The 18,267-nt window shown below is 39.3% G+C and carries 17 protein-coding genes; 13 read left to right on the forward strand and 4 right to left on the reverse strand.

The annotated features are described in order from the left end of the window. Positions 1 to 5: 5 nt before the first annotated feature. Together AC5WOE_RS18565 and AC5WOE_RS18570 are read right to left on the reverse strand one after the other, a co-directional pair. Complete coding sequence (locus AC5WOE_RS18565) at positions 6 to 296, reverse strand: YtpI family protein (RefSeq protein WP_496053213.1); 291 nt, start codon at positions 294 to 296, stop codon at positions 6 to 8. 84 nt (positions 297 to 380) lie between these two features. Beyond that, complete coding sequence (locus tag AC5WOE_RS18570) at positions 381 to 581, reverse strand: YtzJ family protein (RefSeq protein ID WP_496051316.1); 201 nt, start codon at positions 579 to 581, stop codon at positions 381 to 383. Between the two features lie 153 nt (positions 582 to 734). Here AC5WOE_RS18570 and AC5WOE_RS18575 point away from each other — a divergent pair, with 153 nt between their 5' ends. From AC5WOE_RS18575 to AC5WOE_RS18615, 9 genes are all read left to right on the forward strand, one after another. Then, the gene (locus tag AC5WOE_RS18575; protein ID WP_496051317.1) at positions 735 to 4,088 is read left to right on the forward strand and encodes a DNA polymerase III subunit alpha; all 3,354 of its coding nucleotides are present in this window, start codon (positions 735 to 737) and stop codon (positions 4,086 to 4,088) included. 191 nt (positions 4,089 to 4,279) lie between these two features. Beyond that, a complete protein-coding gene (locus AC5WOE_RS18580; protein WP_496051318.1) occupies positions 4,280 to 4,624 on the forward strand; it encodes a hypothetical protein in 345 nt (114 codons plus the stop codon). Between the two features lie 77 nt (positions 4,625 to 4,701). Further along, on the forward strand, positions 4,702 to 4,971 hold the full coding sequence (locus AC5WOE_RS18585; protein WP_496051319.1) for a hypothetical protein: 270 nt from the start codon (positions 4,702 to 4,704) through the stop codon (positions 4,969 to 4,971). Between the two features lie 209 nt (positions 4,972 to 5,180). Next, on the forward strand, positions 5,181 to 6,422 hold the full coding sequence (ystJ, locus tag AC5WOE_RS18590) for an NADP-dependent malic enzyme (protein WP_496051320.1): 1,242 nt from the start codon (positions 5,181 to 5,183) through the stop codon (positions 6,420 to 6,422). Between the two features lie 46 nt (positions 6,423 to 6,468). Continuing rightward, complete coding sequence (gene accD, locus AC5WOE_RS18595; RefSeq protein ID WP_496051321.1) at positions 6,469 to 7,314, forward strand: acetyl-CoA carboxylase, carboxyltransferase subunit beta; 846 nt, start codon at positions 6,469 to 6,471, stop codon at positions 7,312 to 7,314. Between the two features lie 12 nt (positions 7,315 to 7,326). Beyond that, positions 7,327 to 8,301 (forward strand): acetyl-CoA carboxylase carboxyltransferase subunit alpha, encoded by a 975-nt coding sequence (locus AC5WOE_RS18600; RefSeq protein WP_496051322.1) that lies wholly within the window; start codon positions 7,327 to 7,329, stop codon positions 8,299 to 8,301. Between the two features lie 155 nt (positions 8,302 to 8,456). Beyond that, a complete protein-coding gene (locus AC5WOE_RS18605) occupies positions 8,457 to 9,002 on the forward strand; it encodes an isochorismatase family protein (protein WP_496051323.1) in 546 nt (181 codons plus the stop codon). 142 nt (positions 9,003 to 9,144) lie between these two features. Continuing rightward, positions 9,145 to 9,924 (forward strand): hypothetical protein, encoded by a 780-nt coding sequence (locus tag AC5WOE_RS18610; RefSeq protein WP_496051324.1) that lies wholly within the window; start codon positions 9,145 to 9,147, stop codon positions 9,922 to 9,924. A gap of 368 nt (positions 9,925 to 10,292) precedes the next feature. Next, a complete protein-coding gene (locus AC5WOE_RS18615) occupies positions 10,293 to 11,843 on the forward strand; it encodes an ABC-F family ATP-binding cassette domain-containing protein (RefSeq protein ID WP_496053214.1) in 1,551 nt (516 codons plus the stop codon). Positions 11,844 to 11,974: 131 nt separating this feature from the next. Here AC5WOE_RS18615 and AC5WOE_RS18620 read toward each other — a convergent pair whose 3' ends face one another. Next, entirely contained in the window at positions 11,975 to 12,337 is a 363-nt protein-coding gene (locus AC5WOE_RS18620) for a hypothetical protein (protein ID WP_496051326.1), read from the reverse strand. 684 nt (positions 12,338 to 13,021) lie between these two features. On the opposite strand from AC5WOE_RS18620, the gene pfkA reads away from it, so the two are divergent. From pfkA to AC5WOE_RS18640, 4 genes are all read left to right on the forward strand, one after another. Beyond that, complete coding sequence (gene pfkA, locus AC5WOE_RS18625) at positions 13,022 to 13,981, forward strand: 6-phosphofructokinase (protein ID WP_496053215.1); 960 nt, start codon at positions 13,022 to 13,024, stop codon at positions 13,979 to 13,981. Positions 13,982 to 14,012: 31 nt separating this feature from the next. Further along, on the forward strand, positions 14,013 to 15,764 hold the full coding sequence (pyk, locus tag AC5WOE_RS18630) for a pyruvate kinase (RefSeq protein ID WP_496053216.1): 1,752 nt from the start codon (positions 14,013 to 14,015) through the stop codon (positions 15,762 to 15,764). A 380-nt stretch (positions 15,765 to 16,144) separates the two neighbouring features. Continuing rightward, complete coding sequence (locus AC5WOE_RS18635; RefSeq protein ID WP_496051329.1) at positions 16,145 to 16,564, forward strand: acyl-CoA thioesterase; 420 nt, start codon at positions 16,145 to 16,147, stop codon at positions 16,562 to 16,564. 40 nt (positions 16,565 to 16,604) lie between these two features. Next, entirely contained in the window at positions 16,605 to 16,985 is a 381-nt protein-coding gene (locus tag AC5WOE_RS18640; RefSeq protein WP_496051330.1) for an FxsA family protein, read from the forward strand. Here the strand turns inward: AC5WOE_RS18640 and ytvI are convergent. Beyond that, on the reverse strand, positions 16,982 to 18,115 hold the full coding sequence (gene ytvI / locus AC5WOE_RS18645; RefSeq protein WP_496051331.1) for a sporulation integral membrane protein YtvI: 1,134 nt from the start codon (positions 18,113 to 18,115) through the stop codon (positions 16,982 to 16,984). The genes AC5WOE_RS18640 and ytvI overlap by 4 nt on opposite strands. Between the last annotated feature and the right edge of the window lie 152 nt (positions 18,116 to 18,267).

An 18,267-nucleotide genomic window follows, 5' to 3' on the forward strand; every position in this document is an offset into this window, starting at 1 on the left:
TACTTTTATTTTTGTTGCATTTGTTGATTCGCATGGCGTTTCATTTTAAAGGAATAGTATACATTTACGACACCAATCAGTAAGATAAGAGTTGTGAATATTTTTCCAAGTATAGGAAGTTTAAAGGTGAAGAGATGGATGGATAAGGCTGCAAATAAAATTCCCATACTTAAATTCATATAGCTTCTAGAAAGGAGAGCATTTGCTCCCTTTCGTCGCGAAACAATGCTAAAATAGATAGTACTATAAAATGTCAGGATCATGATGACGATGAGAATTAATGTTAGTGTTACCATGAATTCCTCCAATTAAAGGCGTGAAGAAACGCCGCCATCTTTCAATGGGGCGTTATTTATCTTCACTCTAATAGTGAGTTTGCTTTACGAATTGTTATCTTCTAAACGCTCTTCGGGGATAAACCAACATCCAATTGGCGTACGGTCGATGAGTACTTTTTTTCCAAGGTTGGAAAGTTCTTTTTCAATGTAATTTGCTACTTCTTCGGTTTCTGTATAAACAGAGTATCCATTCTTTAGTTTTTCCAACTTTTCCCTCGCAAGCCGCTTACGACTTATAATCATAATTTGGTTCCCCCTTTCCAAGATTTATATACTAATATCATACCCGAAATGAAGGGATTATGAAACCGATCTAGAGAAGAAATACGTCAATCTTTTAAAATTTAACAGATTTATTCACAATTAATCTTTGTCAGAGAGGAGTTTTTCAGCAAAATGGACGGAAATTCGTTTGTACATTTACATGTTCATACTGAATATAGTTTGCTAGATGGAGCCTCTCGATTGGAGGAAGTGATACGGAAGGCAAAAGATTTAGGGATGGATAGTTTAGCGATTACGGATCACGGCTCCATGTATGGAGTGATACCATTTTATCAACTGTGTAAAAAAAATGGAATAAAACCGATTATCGGATGTGAGATGTATCTGACAGCTGGTCATTATCAAGATCGCCCAAAACGGAAAGATGCGAAAAACAACCATCTCTTATTAATAGCAGAAACGAATCAAGGATATCAAAATTTAATGAAGTTAGTAACAGAAGCACAGCTTAGAGGTTTTCATTATCGCCCGCGGATTGATAAACAATTATTACGACAGTATTCGGCAGGCTTGATTGCAACCAGTTCTTGCCTTGCAGGCGAGATACCAAGAGCTATTTTGCAAGATGATTTGAAACAAGCGAAGCAATTATTAGAAGAATATCTCGATATTTTTGGAAAGGATCATTTTTTTCTAGAGTTACAGAATCATCAGGTATGGGAACAACAAAAAGTAAACCAAGTTCTCATAGAATGGGCGAAGCAATATGATCTTTCGCTCATTGCTACAAATGATGTTCACTATACCAATAAACAAGACACACATACCCATGATTGCCTTTTGTGTATTGGAACAGGCAGTAAACTAGCAGATGAAAATCGATTTCGATTTGATACCGATCAAGTTTATTTAAAATCAGCGGAAGAAATGGCTGCTTTGTTTCCTCATGTTCCAGAGGCCATCCACAATACAGGAAAAGTTGCAAATCGCTGCAATGTTCATCTATCCCTTGGAGAAATTTTGTTACCAGCATTTCCAGTTCCTGATAGCCTTTCACCAAAAGAATATCTCGCAGCTCTATGTCAAAAAGGTTTGCCAAAGCGATATCAAGAGCCTGATGAAACCATTATCAAGCGACTGGATTATGAATTAAGTGTCATCGATCAGATGGGTTTTAATGATTACTTTTTAATTGTTTGGGATTTGGTTCGTTTTGCATGGACACAAGGAATTGCCGTAGGTCCTGGAAGGGGATCAGCTGCTGGAAGTTTAGTAGCTTATTTGTTAGGAATTACACAGGTTGACCCCATTCGCTATGAGCTGCTGTTCGAGCGATTTCTGAATCCAGAACGAATCAATCTGCCCGATATTGATATTGATTTTGACTATGAACGAAGAGATGAAGTGATTGAATATGCAAGAAAACGATTTGGAGAAGACCGAGTTGCACAGATCATTACGTTTGGAACAATGGCTCCAAGGGCGGCAGTTCGTGATGTCGGGAGAGTTATGGAAATTCCTTATCAACAAGTGGACAAGCTCTCTAAGTATATTCCCGGAACACCTGGTATAACACTTGAGCAAGCGTTTAAACGTGAGCCCCTGCTTCAAGAGGAGATAGAGCAAAATCCTATAGTGGGACAGCTGTTTCAAACCGTCGCTAAGATCGAAGGGATTCCAAGGCATCCTTCTACCCATGCTGCCGGTATAGTCATTGCTCCATCTGCCCTCACCGACTATGTTCCCTTGCAAGAAGGCAGCGGGATTGGTCCGATCACCCAATATCCAATGGAATCTCTTGAGGCTATTGGACTATTAAAGATGGATCTATTAGGGCTTCGCTATTTGACTGTCATCGAACGTACGAAAAAGTTTATTCAACAGCAGACCGGAAAAACGTTTCAGTTTGATGATGAAATGAATGATTCTGCAACATATGCACTGCTTTCAAGCGGAGAAACAAGCGGCATATTTCAATTGGAATCAGCAGGAATGAGAAATGTGTTAAAAAAACTGGGGCCTTCCAATTTTGAAGATATTGTCGCAGTAAATGCGCTTTATCGTCCAGGTCCAATGGAGCAGATTCCACGTTTTATCCGAGCGAAATTTGGCCAAGAAGAAATTCATATGCCACACCCTGTTTTAACAGAAATTCTCCAAAATACTTATGGAATTATCGTTTACCAAGAGCAAATTATGCAGATTGCCTCGACTTTAGCTGGTTTTACATTAGGAGAAGCAGATATTCTTCGCCGAGCTGTAGGAAAGAAGAACAAAGAACTTTTACATGAACAGCGAATTGCTTTTGTGGAAGGTTGTGTGAAGCAAGGGTATAGTCGAGATTTGGGGAATGATGTTTACGATTTGATTGTTCGCTTTGCAGATTATGGATATAATCGCAGTCATTCTGTTGCCTATGCTGTACTCGCTTATCAGACTGCTTATCTCAAAGCAAATTATCCTGTTGCTTTTTTAACTGCCCTTCTTACTACAACTATAGGGAATCAAAATAAGATGGTGGAGTATTTAGAGGAAATAAAGAAAATGGGTATTCCTGTATTTCCTCCTAATGTGGAAACGAGCGGGGAGAATTTTACTATTTCGGAGAATGGAATATCTTTTGGTCTTGGTGCGATAAAAAACGTTGGTACTTTAGCGATTCGCTCAATTTTACAGGCTAGGGAACAAGGGCCTTTTCGAGATTTGTTTGATCTATGCGGGAGAATTAATCTGCGGTTGTGTAATAGTCGTGTACTAGAATCACTCATTAAAGTCGGGGCATTGGACGGTCTGCCCGGCAATCGAAAGCAGAAGTTAGCAGTGTTGGAAGATGCGATTCAAGCGAATCGCGATACTGGTGATCAGCTTCCATTGTTTCAAGAATTCCCATATGAAATAGTGTATCCTGATTTGGCACCTCATACTTTAATCGAACAGCTGGAAATGGAAAGAGAATTAATTGGGTTTTATTTATCAGGTCATCCACTAGATGCATATCCGCAAAGTGCTTTTACCGTTCATCAGCTGAGTAATTTATCTGATCATACAAAAGTAGAATTAGCCTTGTTGATTACGAGTGTAAAACTTGTGCAGACGAAAAAAGGTGACACGATGGCATTTGTGCAAGCTGGTGATAAAACAGGTTCAGTGGAACTTGTTGTGTTCCCCAATATATTTCAACACACTAGAATGTTCCTTCGAGAGAATCACATGATTGGGGTTTCCGCTGCTTTGCAAGTTTCCAATCAACAACCAAAGCTTATTGTAAATGACTTGTATTCATTAGAGTCTATGAACAAAGCAAAAAAGTTATATATTCGCATCTCTGAACAAGCGGAGAAAAAAGTTAAAATCATAAAAAATATTTTAGAAAATCATCCTGGTTCGATCTCTGTTTTCTTGTATTATGAACGAACAAAATCAACTTTGGAACTTCCTGTCACAGAACTAGGAATATTTCCAACTGATGATTGTTTAAAGGAACTCAACCAAATCGTAGGAAAAAATAACGTCAAACTAGTGTAGTTGTGAGAATATGATGTTTTTATGAATTGTAAATATTGTGATATAATAGAGTATATACATTCGCACTAGTTTACCCTTTGAAAGGGTGGTTATTTCTATGATTACATCTTTGGTTGTGTCTTTTTTTGTGCTAGTTGTGTTAATGTTCACTTCTATTATTTGTATAAGTAGAATATGCAACAGAAAAAAGAGTGGAAGAAGATCATATAAAAATAAACGTCGTCACTCATCTTGGTACCATTCCTGTAGTGGCGGTAGTTCGTGTAGTAGTAGTTCATGTGGAAGTAATTCATGTAACAGTAGTTCATGCAGCAGCAGTTCCTGTAGCAGCGGTGGTGGCAGTTCATGTGGTTCGTCATCTTAACAAGAAGACGAACCAGTTTTTTTCACATGTAAATATTAATTTTCATGAAATATGGCGTAAATCATTTATACCCTTGGAAGGGTTGGTGAGTCTTCATGATTTTTTTAATTGCGCTTATCATTTTGGTTTTGTTAATTTCTACATCAAGTGTTTGTGTAGCAAATATTTGTAAAAATGGGAAAAATGGAAGAAATGATTGGAATAACGATAGCTATGATTCTACTTGGCCTCATTCAGGTGGGAGTGGCTTTGGTAATCATTCGTCCTCCAATCATTCGAGCCATACAGATCAGGATAGCTCAAGTAGCGATTCGAGTGATAGTAATTCAAATCATAATCATTCAAATCATAATCATTCATGCAGTAGTAATTCATGCAGTAGTAATTCATGCAGCAGTAGTTCCTGTAGCAGTAGTTCATGCAGCAGTAGCTCAAGTAGTTGCAGTTCGAGTAGTTCATGCAGCAGTTCCAGCAGTGGAAGCTCATGCAGTTCGTCAACCTAATAGGGGCGATGTCTGATGGTTTGGGTTAATCCCAAACCAATCTTTTTATGTGGGAAAACAAGAATACAAAAGCTTATTTATTAATAGTGAAGATAAGATGCATAGCAAGTTGCCCTTAGTATATTCCTTTTTGTTATAATGTTTGGTATTATGAGTCGGAGTTTGCCACCCAGTGGACAAGTTGTGCTAAGCTGCTGAAGCAGCAAGCCTAAAGGAGCGGAAATGGTGACGAGTATTCGAGAGCAATCATTACAATTACATCAAGAGAAACAAGGAAAATTAGAGGTTCTATCGAAGGTTCCGGTAAAGAATGCACACGATTTAAGCTTGGCTTATTCACCAGGTGTTGCAGAACCATGTAAAGAAATTCATCAAAATCGAGAAAAAGTATATGACTATACGATGAAAGGGAACCTAGTAGGAGTAGTCTCAGATGGCACAGCAGTCTTAGGACTTGGTAATATCGGCCCACACGCTGCAATGCCTGTAATGGAAGGAAAAGCAGTGTTATTCAAGGCTTTTGCCGGTGTGGATGCTTTTCCCATTTGTATTGATACGACAGATGTAGATAAAATTGTAGAGACGGTCAAAGTTCTTGAGCCTACATTTGGTGGTATTAATTTAGAAGACATCGCTGCTCCGGCTTGTTTTGAAATTGAAGAGCGGTTAAAAGCAGAATTGAAAATCCCTGTGTTCCATGATGACCAACATGGCACCGCAATTGTAACAGTAGCAGGTTTAATCAATGCACTTAAAGTGGTAGATAAAGAAATGGGTGGAATTCGAGTTGTAATCAATGGTGCAGGTGCAGCTGGAATTTCGATCGTGAAATTATTAATTCATTTGGGTGTAAAAGATGTTATCCTTTGTGATAGCAAAGGTGCTATTTATGAAGGTCGTTCCAATGGTATGAACTCGATCAAAGAGGATATCGCGAAAATAACGAATCGAAGTCTTATTCAAGGTGATTTGCAGACCGCAATCCAAGATGCAGATGTCTTTATCGGTGTGTCAGTTGCAGGTGCTGTAACTGCTGATATGGTAAAATCAATGAATCGGGACCCGATTATTTTCGCTATGGCAAACCCTGATCCAGAAATCATGCCGGATGAGGCTATTGCTGCTGGTGCTAAAGTAGTTGGAACAGGTAGATCTGATTTTCCAAACCAAGTTAACAATGTACTTGCTTTTCCAGGCATTTTTCGAGGAGCTCTTGATGTCCGGGCAACACAAATTAATGAGGAAATGAAAGTGGCGGCAGCTTATGCAATTGCGAATTTGATTCCTGACTATGAACTTCGTCCTGATTATGTGATTCCTGCACCTTTTGATACAAGAGTTGCTCCACAAGTAGCACGAGATGTAGCAGCAGCAGCTATTCAAACGGGTGTAGCTCTAATACAAGCGAATCCTGATGACATATTGGAAAAAACAATACAACTAACAAATGCTGCTATCCAAAGCTAACAAACTTAACACTTTTATTCTCTTAGGGAAAAAGAGGTGAGACTCAGTGTCATTGAAGGATTTATTTCGTAAACAAAGAAAGTATGCCACTATCCCTTCGGAACAAGCGAAAAAAGAAATCCCTGAAGGGATTATGGAAAAATGCCCAAAATGTGGAACGATATGTATTGCCAAAGAGTTAGAGAAAAATCTAAAAGTATGTAACTCTTGTGGTTATCATTTTTCACTCAGTGCTCCAGAACGGATTGCTTCTCTCATTGATGAAGAGCGTTTCTTTCCATTCGATGAAGACCTGCGATCCGTAGATCCTTTGGAGTTTCCAGGTTATGTGAAAAAAATTGAACAAGATATCAAGAAAACGAATATGAACGAAGCGATCGTAACTGGTGAGGGAACAATCGGAGGCTATCCAGTTATCCTTGGGGTGATGGATTCTCGCTTTCGTATGGGAAGCATGGGCTCTGTTGTTGGAGAGAAAATAACGAGAGCGGCAGAACAGGCAGTGAAGAAGAAATATCCATTTATTCTTTTCTCCGCTTCAGGTGGTGCACGTATGCAAGAAGGAGCTCTTTCTTTGATGCAAATGGCAAAAACGACTGCTGCATTAGAAAGAATGAATCGGGAGAAAGTATTATTTGTTTCTGTTTTGACCAACCCCACTACTGGTGGAGTTTCCGCTAGTTTTTCTTCATTAGGAGATATTAATATTGCTGAACCAGGTGCGTTGATCGGTTTTGCCGGAAGACGTGTTATTGAGCAAACAGTTCGGCAAAAATTGCCTGATGATTTTCAAACTGCTGAGTTTCTATTAAAGAGAGGGCAATTAGATCAAGTTGTACCTCGTTTAGAGCTTCGTGACACTCTGATTAAAATTTTAGCATTTCATGCTTAGGGAGGGGAGAGTTTGAGTAATCCACTGTCCTTTGAGAAACCGATCGTAGAACTCAGAAATAAAATAGAAGAACTGCGTGCCTTTACAAGTGAGAAGTCTATCGATCTCAGTGAAGAGATTGAAACACTGGAAAAAAAGGCAGAAAGACTGGAAAAAGAAATTTATGGCAATCTGACAACTTGGCAAAAGGTACAAATCGCTAGACATGCTGGTCGTCCTACTACTTTGCACTATATTCATACTATTTTCACTGATTTTTTGGAGTTACATGGAGATCGTCTTTATGGCGATGATTCAGCTATTGTCGGCGGAATTGCCAAATTAAATGGGTTACCTGTCACTGTTATTGGACATGAGAGAGGGACAGATACCAAAGATAAGATCAGTCGTAATTTCGGTCTGCCTCATCCTGAAGGGTACCGGAAGGCACTGCGACTTATGGAGCAAGCCAATAAGTTCGGACGCCCTATCATCACTTTCATCGATACACAAGGTGCCCATCCTGGTATGGAAGCAGAAGAGAGAGGGCAGAGCGAAGCAATCGCTAGAAACCTAAGGGAAATGGCAGGATTTTCTGTGCCAATTATTTGTGTCATCACAGGTGAAGGTGGTAGTGGTGGGGCACTTGGTATCGGAGTTGGTAATAAATTGTTGATGTTAGAACATGCTTATTACTCTGTTATTTCTCCAGAAGGTGCAGCAACCATTCTTTGGCGGGATGCGTCCAAGGCTCAAGAAGCATCTGAGGCTTTGAAAATCACCTCTGATCACTTGCTTAATCTAGGTATTATCGATGAGATCATTGCAGAACCAAAAGGTGGAGCACATAAAGATCCAAATGAGCAAACCATTTTGATTAAACAAGCACTGCTCAAATACTTAGAACCATTGCTAGCGATGAGTGGAGAAGAGTTATTAGAAGATCGATACCAGAAATTTGCCCGTATTGGTGAGTTCTCTTCCGCTGTGTTAGAAGGAAAAGCATAAGAACTGTAGACATGTTGTCTACGGTTTTTTCATTTGATTTGGAGAGAAATTTGCTTTGAATGGGAGCCGTTTGGAAAAAATAAACATGTGGTTCATTGTTTTGTTGTTTTTTCTGAAGATGATATTGGATTAAGCTGAGAAAAAGGAGAAGTTAAATGAATTACAAGAAATCTGCATTAGTATTGATAGATTTGCAAAAAGGGATTGTTCCGATAGCATCAAATGGAGAAAAAATCGTTCGTAATGCAAAGCGACTTGTGGATCGCTTTCGTGAACGAGACGGTTTAATCATCTTTGTTCGGGTTGCCTTTCATGATGATAAAGACGCATTAAAACCAGCGTTAGATCAAAAAATACCTGATGCAAAACGCTCGGAAGATTGGGCAGAGTTAATTCCGCAACTTGAAATTTCAGCCCATGATTTTATTATCACGAAAAGACAATGGGGAGCATTTTTTGGAACAGAGCTCGATCTACAATTACCACGTCGGGGGATAGATACGATTGTGCTAGGTGGTATCTCTACGAACATAGGAGTAGAGACAACAGCAAGAGAAGCTTTTCAACTAGGATATAATCAAATATTTATAACGGATATAATGGGGGCAGCGAGTAAGGAAGAACATGAAGCTACTTGCAAATATATTTTCCCTAAAATTGGAAAACTGAGGACAGCAGAAACGTTTTTGTCAGAGTTTTAAGCTTTTCTCATTCAAATGAAGCAGGTCGTTTTTAAGTTGAGGGCAATGAATTCCCTCAGAGGTGAAATCATCAAATCCCATATGTTATTATAATAATAGGCCAATCAGGAGCCTGTTTCCGCCGATAAGAAAGGAAAGAGCAGTGGATACACTGGATGTACTTCCCCGTGATCTGATGGATCTTGAGGGAGGTGTCTACAGGGTAGGTCGATACCTGCGACCTCAGGTCGTCTGGTATGGTGATGAGTACAGTCCCACTCCTGTGGAAGCAGCCGAAATTGAGAAGGCTGGGCCCTTCGAGAAGGACAATCCGGTGTTTTTCGTCAAAGACACTTCGCCGGATGGTCTTTTCATCGTGGAGAGGAGTCGCTTCTCGCACAAGGCTGCGATGAACGGTACTACTGTCCCATTCAAGGTAGCAGTGAACATGGACCCGCTGCCGGTGACTTCGGATGGTTACTTTGTCCTTCCTCTGAGGATGAAGTCGGGAAAGAAGACGCTGACCATCACCGGTGAGATGATGATCGAGGAGGATTTCGACAAGTTCGCTCCTCCTCTCGAAGCGAATCTCCGCAGGGTCTACTACAGCCAGCAGGGTGTAGACATTGTGGACGATAGGCTCGTGCGAGAGAGGATTCTCTCCTTCGCTGTCAGGGACATTCCGGGAAAGGGGCTGTCCTTCGGCAAAATCGTTCGGTTGAACGTGACGAAGGAGTGGATGGAAACACAGTTCAACACGATCGTGCACCCCAGCCCGCAGCTCCCTCGACTCGTGTACCCCAAGGTGGGCAGTGAACTGCCTGCCGAAGGTACGAAGGAGTGGGCAGACCTTGTCGGCAGTGAACATGCCGGCAGTACGACTGCTTGGCAGTACCTGCCTGAGCTCCTAAGTGCAGCCAACAGCAGCATCCTGAAGATGTAACAGACAGGGTGCCGTCCGCCGCTCCTCGTCAGAAATGACGCAGGAGTGGCGGGCAGAGGGATATAATGATCAATAAATATATATGTTTGCTTAAAACAGCAACCTATATTACAATCCTGTTTAGGCAGGTGCGTAATTGTTATATATCCAATATGGAAAATTGATTTAATAACTTAACTCCGTACAAATGTATACGATGAAGCGTTTTGCGGAGCCTAATCTGGGAGCAGCGTGATAACTCCCTTATTTCATCGGCTGAATAAGTCACAAAAAGCGTTGTATTGCTATGCTTATTTATAATGCAGAGGATGGTGTTGAAGACACTGATACCGCTGCTTTTTTATTTTTGAACAAAGGATGTAATCATCATGAGTTTATTAAAAGTAGACTATTTATCCCATTCCTTTGCAGACAAGAAATTGTATGAAAATGCTTCTTTTGATCTGTATAAAGGAGAACACATGGGTGTGGTCGGCCAAAATGGAACCGGAAAAAGTACTTTGATTCGAATTTTGACCGGAGAAATTGTTCCGGATAAAGGAGACATAAGCTGGCAGTCTAATGTGCAAATTGGGCATTTGGATCAATATGCCGAAGTGGATGGACAATATACGATTTATGACTATCTAAGTACAGCTTTTGCTGATTTATTTGCAATGGAAGCGAGAATGAATCAACTTTATGACGAAAGTGCGACAAAAGCAGATAATCAGTTATTGATGCAAGCAGTAGAAATCCAAGAACAGCTAGAGACAAATGATTTTTATTTAATCGATAGCAAAATTCAGAAAATCATTGCTGGATTAGGGATCGATGCGATTGGTACCGACAGAGTCATTCAGACATTGAGCGGCGGCCAACGAGCCAAGGTGATTTTAGCGAAGTTACTTTTAGAACAACCCAATGTCTTATTATTAGATGAACCGACTAACTTTTTGGATAAGGAACATGTCGAGTGGCTTGCTGACTATCTGCTTACATTTACTGGAGCATTTATTGTTGTCTCTCATGATGAGTCGTTTTTGGAGAAAATCTCCTCCTGCATTTGTAATATCGAACTTGGAACGATAAAAAAATATCATGGTACTTTCTCTGATTTTATCAAGCAAAAAGAGCATTTACGCCAAGATTATATCCGTCAATATCAATCTCAACAAAAGCACATTGAAAAAACGGAAGAATACATTCGCAAAAATATTGCAGGCGTCAATTCGAAAATGGCTAAAGGTCGAAGAAAACAACTGGAGAGGATGGAGCGTCTAACGGCACCTGTGTTTACACAAAAACCGACGATTGAATTTCAAGCATTGCCGCTCATCAATCATACTGTTCTCGAAGTGAACGATCTGGAAGTAGGTTATGAACGATCTCTTTTACCTAAGGTGAATTTTTCGATTGTTGGTGGTCAAAAGCTTGTGATCACAGGATTTAATGGGATTGGAAAGTCTACTATGCTAAAAACATTAATGGGAGTTATCCCAGCTATCAGTGGACATTTTCATTTCGCTAGGCAAGTGAAGATAGGTTATTATGAGCAAGATCTCAAGTGGGAAAACGGATCTTGGACGCCAATGGAAATCATTTCTGATGCATTTCCGAAACTGAATAAAAAGGAAGTCTTTTCACATCTTGCTCGATGTGGAGTGAAAGATGCCCACGTTACACAAGCGATTCGCTCTTTAAGCGGAGGAGAACAATCCAAAGTGAAGTTATGTCGTTTGTTACTTTCGCCCAGCAACTTTTTGATTTTAGACGAGCCGACAAACCATTTGGATGCAGAAGCAAAAGAAGCGCTGCAACAAGCATTGATAGCCTTTGAAGGCAGTGTTATATTGGTTTCTCACGAAGCGAGTTTTTATCAGGATTGGGCAGATGGGGTTTTGAACATAGAAGTTAGAGACAACAAAGTGTATAAATAAATGTGTTTGCTCCTTAGCGATGAATACTGAGGGGTTTTTTGATATGATTTTTTGGGGAATGAGGAGAAAGACAGCCGATTTTTCATCTTAAGTAGGATGGGAAAATCGACTGTTTGTGTTTATAAAATAATTCATTCCCCATCATCATAATGGAGTAAGAGGTTGGTTAAATATTCTTCTGTTTTCCGGATTTTTTCCAACTCAAAAGTAGAAATATAACGAATCATTGTCGTGTGAAGATGTCGCACCTCTTGGATATTTGCTCTTAAAATAAAGTTAGTTAAGCGCTTCCAATCTTCATCAGTCAATTCTGGATCTGGTAAATCTGTAAGGTTACTATATTGCAGCAATGTCGCAATCGATTCTACTAGGGTAATCCGGGTTTTTGCCCATCGGAATTGATCGATCATGATGACATATTGTTCGCCTTCACAATAATAGACGAAAAACTTAGCGAATTTTTTTCCTAAATGAAGAAATTGGTCTTGATCCAACTGGGCACCCCCCTTGTAAAAAAGTAGTTATAATCTAACTGTACCTCATTTATGAAGGATGTAAATAAATATTTAATGCAATATAAATAATAATATTTTCCAATAGAATCTAGTAGCCCTATTCATAGGTTTTTTATATGTCTTTATTTTCAAATGATAGAAATTTATATTTGATGACGCAGTATTTTATGCAATCTTATATCTATGAAGAATGATGCAGAAAAGTTGGTGGAATGGGGGAAAATGGAACATACAAACTTCAGTTTGTTAAATGGCTGTAAATAAATGCTCCAGCAGGATTTGATTTTCCATCTGATTCACATAAAATAAAAGCAAAAGAAAAATAACCTATTATCGATTTGCCGAGTTTAAGAGATGAAAGAACATTTGCTAGATGTGTTTAGAAATTTTCTGATATAATATTTTACTTAAGATGCAGGATACTTTTGTTATGTCTGAAGCATTTTTTCTCTTTGATCATACAGGATAAGAAAATCATATGTATTGGATTTTCCGAGAGGGTATAAAATTTTAGCATCGAAGAAATGCTACGGGTCGCAATGATCCGTTTTGTCATTTGTAACATTGGTGTTGTTTTGATTAATCCTCGACGAAAGGATATTTAGAATGTAAAATTACAATAATAATATGAAATAATTATCCTATGAATTGGGAGTGGAAAGAGTGAAACGGATAGCTGTATTAACGAGTGGTGGGGATGCACCAGGGATGAATGCTGCAATACGAGCAGTTGTCCGTGCGGCAATTTTTTCTGGTATGGAAGTATTTGGAGTAAAACGCGGATATACTGGACTTATTCAAGGGGATATACTTCCATTGCCTTTAGGATCAGTTGGAGATATTATTCATCGCGGAGGTACATTTCTATACACTGCAAGATCAGATGAATTTCGGACGGAGCAAGGTCAAGCGAAAGCGTTAGAGAACTTAAAAAAATATGAAATCGATGGACTGATTGTCATCGGTGGAGATGGTACTTTTTGTGGAGCGAGTAAGTTAGCAGCTAAAGGAATTAAGACGATCGGTATTCCAGGAACTATCGATAATGATATCCCTGGAACAGAGTATACGATCGGATTTGATACCGCTATCAATACCGTAATTAATTCCATTGATAAGATTCGAGACACAGCAACATCACATGAAAGAACTTATGTAGTAGAAGTGATGGGAAGAAATGCTGGAGATATTGCTCTTTGGGCTGGTGTAGCAGGTGGAGCAGAATCTATTTTGATACCAGAGGAACCTTACGATATTGAGGAAATTCTTTCACGCTTAAATCGAGGAGTAGAAAGAGGTAAAAAACATAGTATCATTCTTGTAGCAGAAGGTGTAGGTAATGGTGTGGAGATTGCGAAAGTGATCGAAGCCAAAAGTGGGTTGGAAACAAGAGTGACCATTTTAGGCCATGTCCAACGCGGAGGGTCTCCTACTGCATTTGATCGTGTATTAGCTAGCAGAATGGGAGTCAAAGCAGTAGAGTTAATCTTAGCGGGGCAGACCAATCAAATGGTTGCAATTAAAAATGGAAAAACAGAAGGTGTTCCATTTTCCGTAGCTTTTACCGAAAAACATATGCCTGACCTCTCTCTTTCTCCATTAACTGAACAATTATCGATTTAATAATGTTTTCAAATGAAATGGGAGGTAATTTATGAGAAAGACAAAGATTGTTTGTACAATAGGGCCAGCCAGTGAAGACATAGAGACACTCAGAAGGCTTATCAAAACAGGGATGAATGTCGCTCGTTTAAATTTTTCTCATGGAAACCATGAGGAACATGCGGCAAGGATAGAGAAAATTCGACAAGCTGCAAAAGAAGAAGGAAAAGTTGTAGCGATTTTATTGGATACAAAAGGGCCAGAAATAAGAACTGGAGATTTACGTGTACCAGAAGTGGAGTTAGTAGCTGGAAATCATGTTACTTTGACAACTCAATCTATATTAGGTGATGCTGAACGTGTATCGATAAGTTATGCTGAATTCCCAAATGATGTACATCCAGGATCAACGGTTTTAATTGATGATGGATTAATTGGTTTAGAAGTAGATGATGTTACTGGTACTGAAGTGCATTGTACCATTCAAAGCAGTGGTACATTGAAGAGTAAAAAAGGTGTTAATGTCCCAGGAATCCGTGTCAATCTTCCCGGAATAACAGAAAAAGATGCAGCGGATATCCGTTTTGGGATTGAAAATAATGTGGATTTTATAGCGGCATCTTTTATTCGCAAAGCAGAAGATATTTTAGAAATTCGAAAAATTTTAGAAGAGCATCAAGCTTATATCCCGATTATTGCCAAAATCGAGAACCAAGAAGGTGTCGAAAACGTCGATGAGATTTTAAAAGTTGCGGATGGATTGATGGTTGCTCGTGGGGATTTGGGGGTAGAGATCCCAGTAGAAGAAGTCCCTCAGGTCCAAAAAGATACAATTCGAAAATGTAACATCATGGGTAAACCTGTTATTACTGCTACTCAAATGCTCGATTCGATGCAGCGCAATCCACGTCCGACTCGTGCTGAGACAAGTGATGTAGCGAATGCCATTTTAGATGGCACCGACGCGATTATGTTGTCAGGAGAAACTGCCGCTGGTAAGTATCCGGTTGAATCTGTTATGACAATGGCCAAAATTGCTGAGCGGACCGAAGCCTTTTTTAATCATCCTCTCTGGTTGGATAAGATGAGTTCAGAAACCGGACATACGATCACAGAATCGATCAGTCAAGCTGTCGTACAGACAAGTAAAAATCTAAAAGCATCTGCAATTGTTACAGCCACTGAGCGTGGTTATACAGCACGCATGATTGCAAAGTATCGTCCGAATATCCCTGTGATAGCAGTTACTCCAAATGAAGATATTTTGCGAAAACTTAATCTTATATGGGGTGTTTTCCCAGTATTTGGGGAAGAGTGCGAAACGACAGATGAAATGTTCCAAAGTTCTATCCATGCTGCAATTTCTTCATCCTTTATCACTCAAGGGGATTTGATTCTCATTACAGCAGGAGTACCTGTAGGACAATCAGGAACGACGAACTTGATGAAAGTATATGTAGTAGGCGGAGTACTATTACAAGGTAAGGGAATTGGCAAGCAGGTGGTAACGGCTCCTGTTGTTGCAGGAACAACTCCAGATGAATTGCGAGAAAAAATGGTTGATGGAGCAGCACTTGTTACGTGCGGGACAGATAAGGAAATCATCGATCTTATTGAGCGGGCTTCTGTTGTCATAACGGAAGAAGGAGGCTTGACCTCACATGCAGCTGTTGTATGTGTGAGTCTTGGTATTCCTGTAGTAGTTGGGGTAAGAGGCGCAGTAGAAACACTTCGTTTAGAAAAAATGATTACTGTAGATACGAATTCAGGTCAAATTTATTCTGGAAAAGCAAATGTAATGTAAACAATAACACCTTCTACAAGATAGCTATACCTTGTTAGAAGGTGTTATTGCTTTTAGGTCTACATCAGTCCAAGTTGTGGGAAAATCCACCAGCGCAGACGATTGCGACGTTTTGTTTTTCGGCGAAGCATAGTTATAAATCTCCTTTCCTGTAGATTTGGGTCATGTACATTTTGGCTATTCGCTAGATGTAGGAAAAGAAATACAAATTTATAGGCAATATGAGGAATAGCCGATCTCCATAAAAATCAACCTTCTTATTCTAACATATTCAGACGACAATAGTGCATCCCTTGTCCTTATTATGTGCCCGCAGTTCGAGAAATATGTTACTTATTTTTGATATACTTACAGGAGAACTACCGCTTGGAGGAGTCAAATTGAGTATAGAAATTAGAGTTCGTTATCAAGAAACGGATCAAATGGGTGTTGTTTACCATGCTAATTATTTAGTTTGGTTTGAAGTTGGCAGGACAAGTTTAATTCGAGAATTAGGGTATTCTTATACTGGGCTAGAAGAAAAAGGACTTTTATTACCAGTCATCGATGTAGGTGCTCAATTTCGCCATTCAGCCAAATATGATGATGTTGTGATTGTTGAAACATCGATAAAAGAATTGGGCCCTAGTAAAATTGTGTTCCAATATAATATTCGTCGAAAATCGGATGAACAATTATTGGCTACTGGTCATACAAAGCACCTCTGGGTATCGAAAGAGATGAAACGTGTTCGTCTTCCTGATTACTCTCCTGAACTTTATGATCAACTTGTACAATTACGCTTAGCTGATGAAGCTTAGGGAGATTGTGTGCTCAACTTAGAAAGGATTGGCTGCTGTCATGATCTTAAAAAAAATGTTACAAGCCGTCATCGTTTTCTTTTTATTGGAGTTGGTAGTCATGATATGGGTAGGAACCTTAATTGGTGCATGGAAAACCATTCTGCTCGTTTTGCTATCTGCGGTGATTGGGCTTTTACTCATACAAAAGTTTGGTTATAAAACATTTCAAAAAGCACAGCAACAATGGTCATCCGGACAACCCCCAGGGCATACTATCCTAAAGGGTGTACTGCTGTCATTGGGATCAATCCTGTTTATTTTTCCCGGTTTTATCAGCGATATCATCGGTATTTTGCTTATGATTCCTTTTACCCGGAAAATGATCCAACAAATGGTTTTTCTGTGGCTGAAAGATCGAGCCATGCGTCGTTTTCGTTAAGTTTGCTGTTTTTTCCCCTTGGTAATGTAATACCAAATATCTTGGAAGATATGTGCTTTGTGCAGGGCGATAATAATAACAGCAACAGTTGGTCCGACAATAAAACCGAGTACTCCGAGTAGATTTAATCCAATAAAGAGAGCGATTAGCGTGAACAAAGGATCTAGGCCGATGCTAGTAGCAACTAATTTGGGTTCGATGGATTGTCTTGTGATAAGAATGATCAAATAGACAATACTAATACCAATAGTTAGATGGATATTTCCAACAAAAAATAAGTAAATGATCCAAGGTACGAGCACAGCTCCTACTCCTAAGTACGGCAGTAAATCTACAACTCCGATTATGAGCGCTATGGAAATCGCATAAGGAACCCGCAAGATAAGCAACCCGATATACATGATTACAGAAGATATTGTAATTAATGTTACTTGAGCTCCGATAAACCCAACTAATGCTTTTTTTAGGTCAGTCATTACCGCTCCACTCGTTTTGCGGATAACTTCAGGAATGATATGATCGATATTTTCATGTAACCTTGGCCATTTTAAACTGATGAAAAAAGTGGCTAAGGTGATAAAGACAAGTACGGTAATAAGGTAAGGGAGATTTCCTAAAAAGCTCCCGATTCCACTAATAATATCGGTTATAAACATCGTTCCTTGTTTGGTTAATGCAGAAATATTTTCTTGGATGCTTGCCTGAATACTCGCCTGTTGACTAGGATTCTTTTGTAAGTAGCTCTGTATCGTATCGATGATGTGGTTTAAAAGAGTGTTTTGCTCCACAAACTTTTCAAATAATAACTGCCCTAAGTCGTTTAAGAAAGAAGGTAATTTTTGTGCTAGATTCGTGAGTTCCACAACGATTCCGGCAATTAAGAATACGATGGCTGTAAGTAAAATGGATAAGAGCAAAAATAACACTAGAAAAGAACCGAGTAATCTTGGGATTTTACATTTTCTCTCTAACCAACGGATGACGGGCTCCATGAGCATAGCGATTACCCATCCAATCAAAAAAGGATAGAGAAGGGGAATGGAAAAATCCAACAAAAAATAAGCTGCTACAACAATGATGATAACGAGAAAAGAACGGGAGATAATCCCTAAAATTTGATGTTTACTCACGTTTTACCCTTGCCTCCTTACTAGGAGATTATATCATTATAGGGATCAAAAATGGATGATTCATACAAAAGCCCTATGATGGGAAATTTAATAATAATGTGGTACACTAGTTTTGGGCCCGAAATTCGATTTAACATGTAGATTTACTATCT

The organism is Shimazuella sp. NTD248, assembly GCF_059510395.1.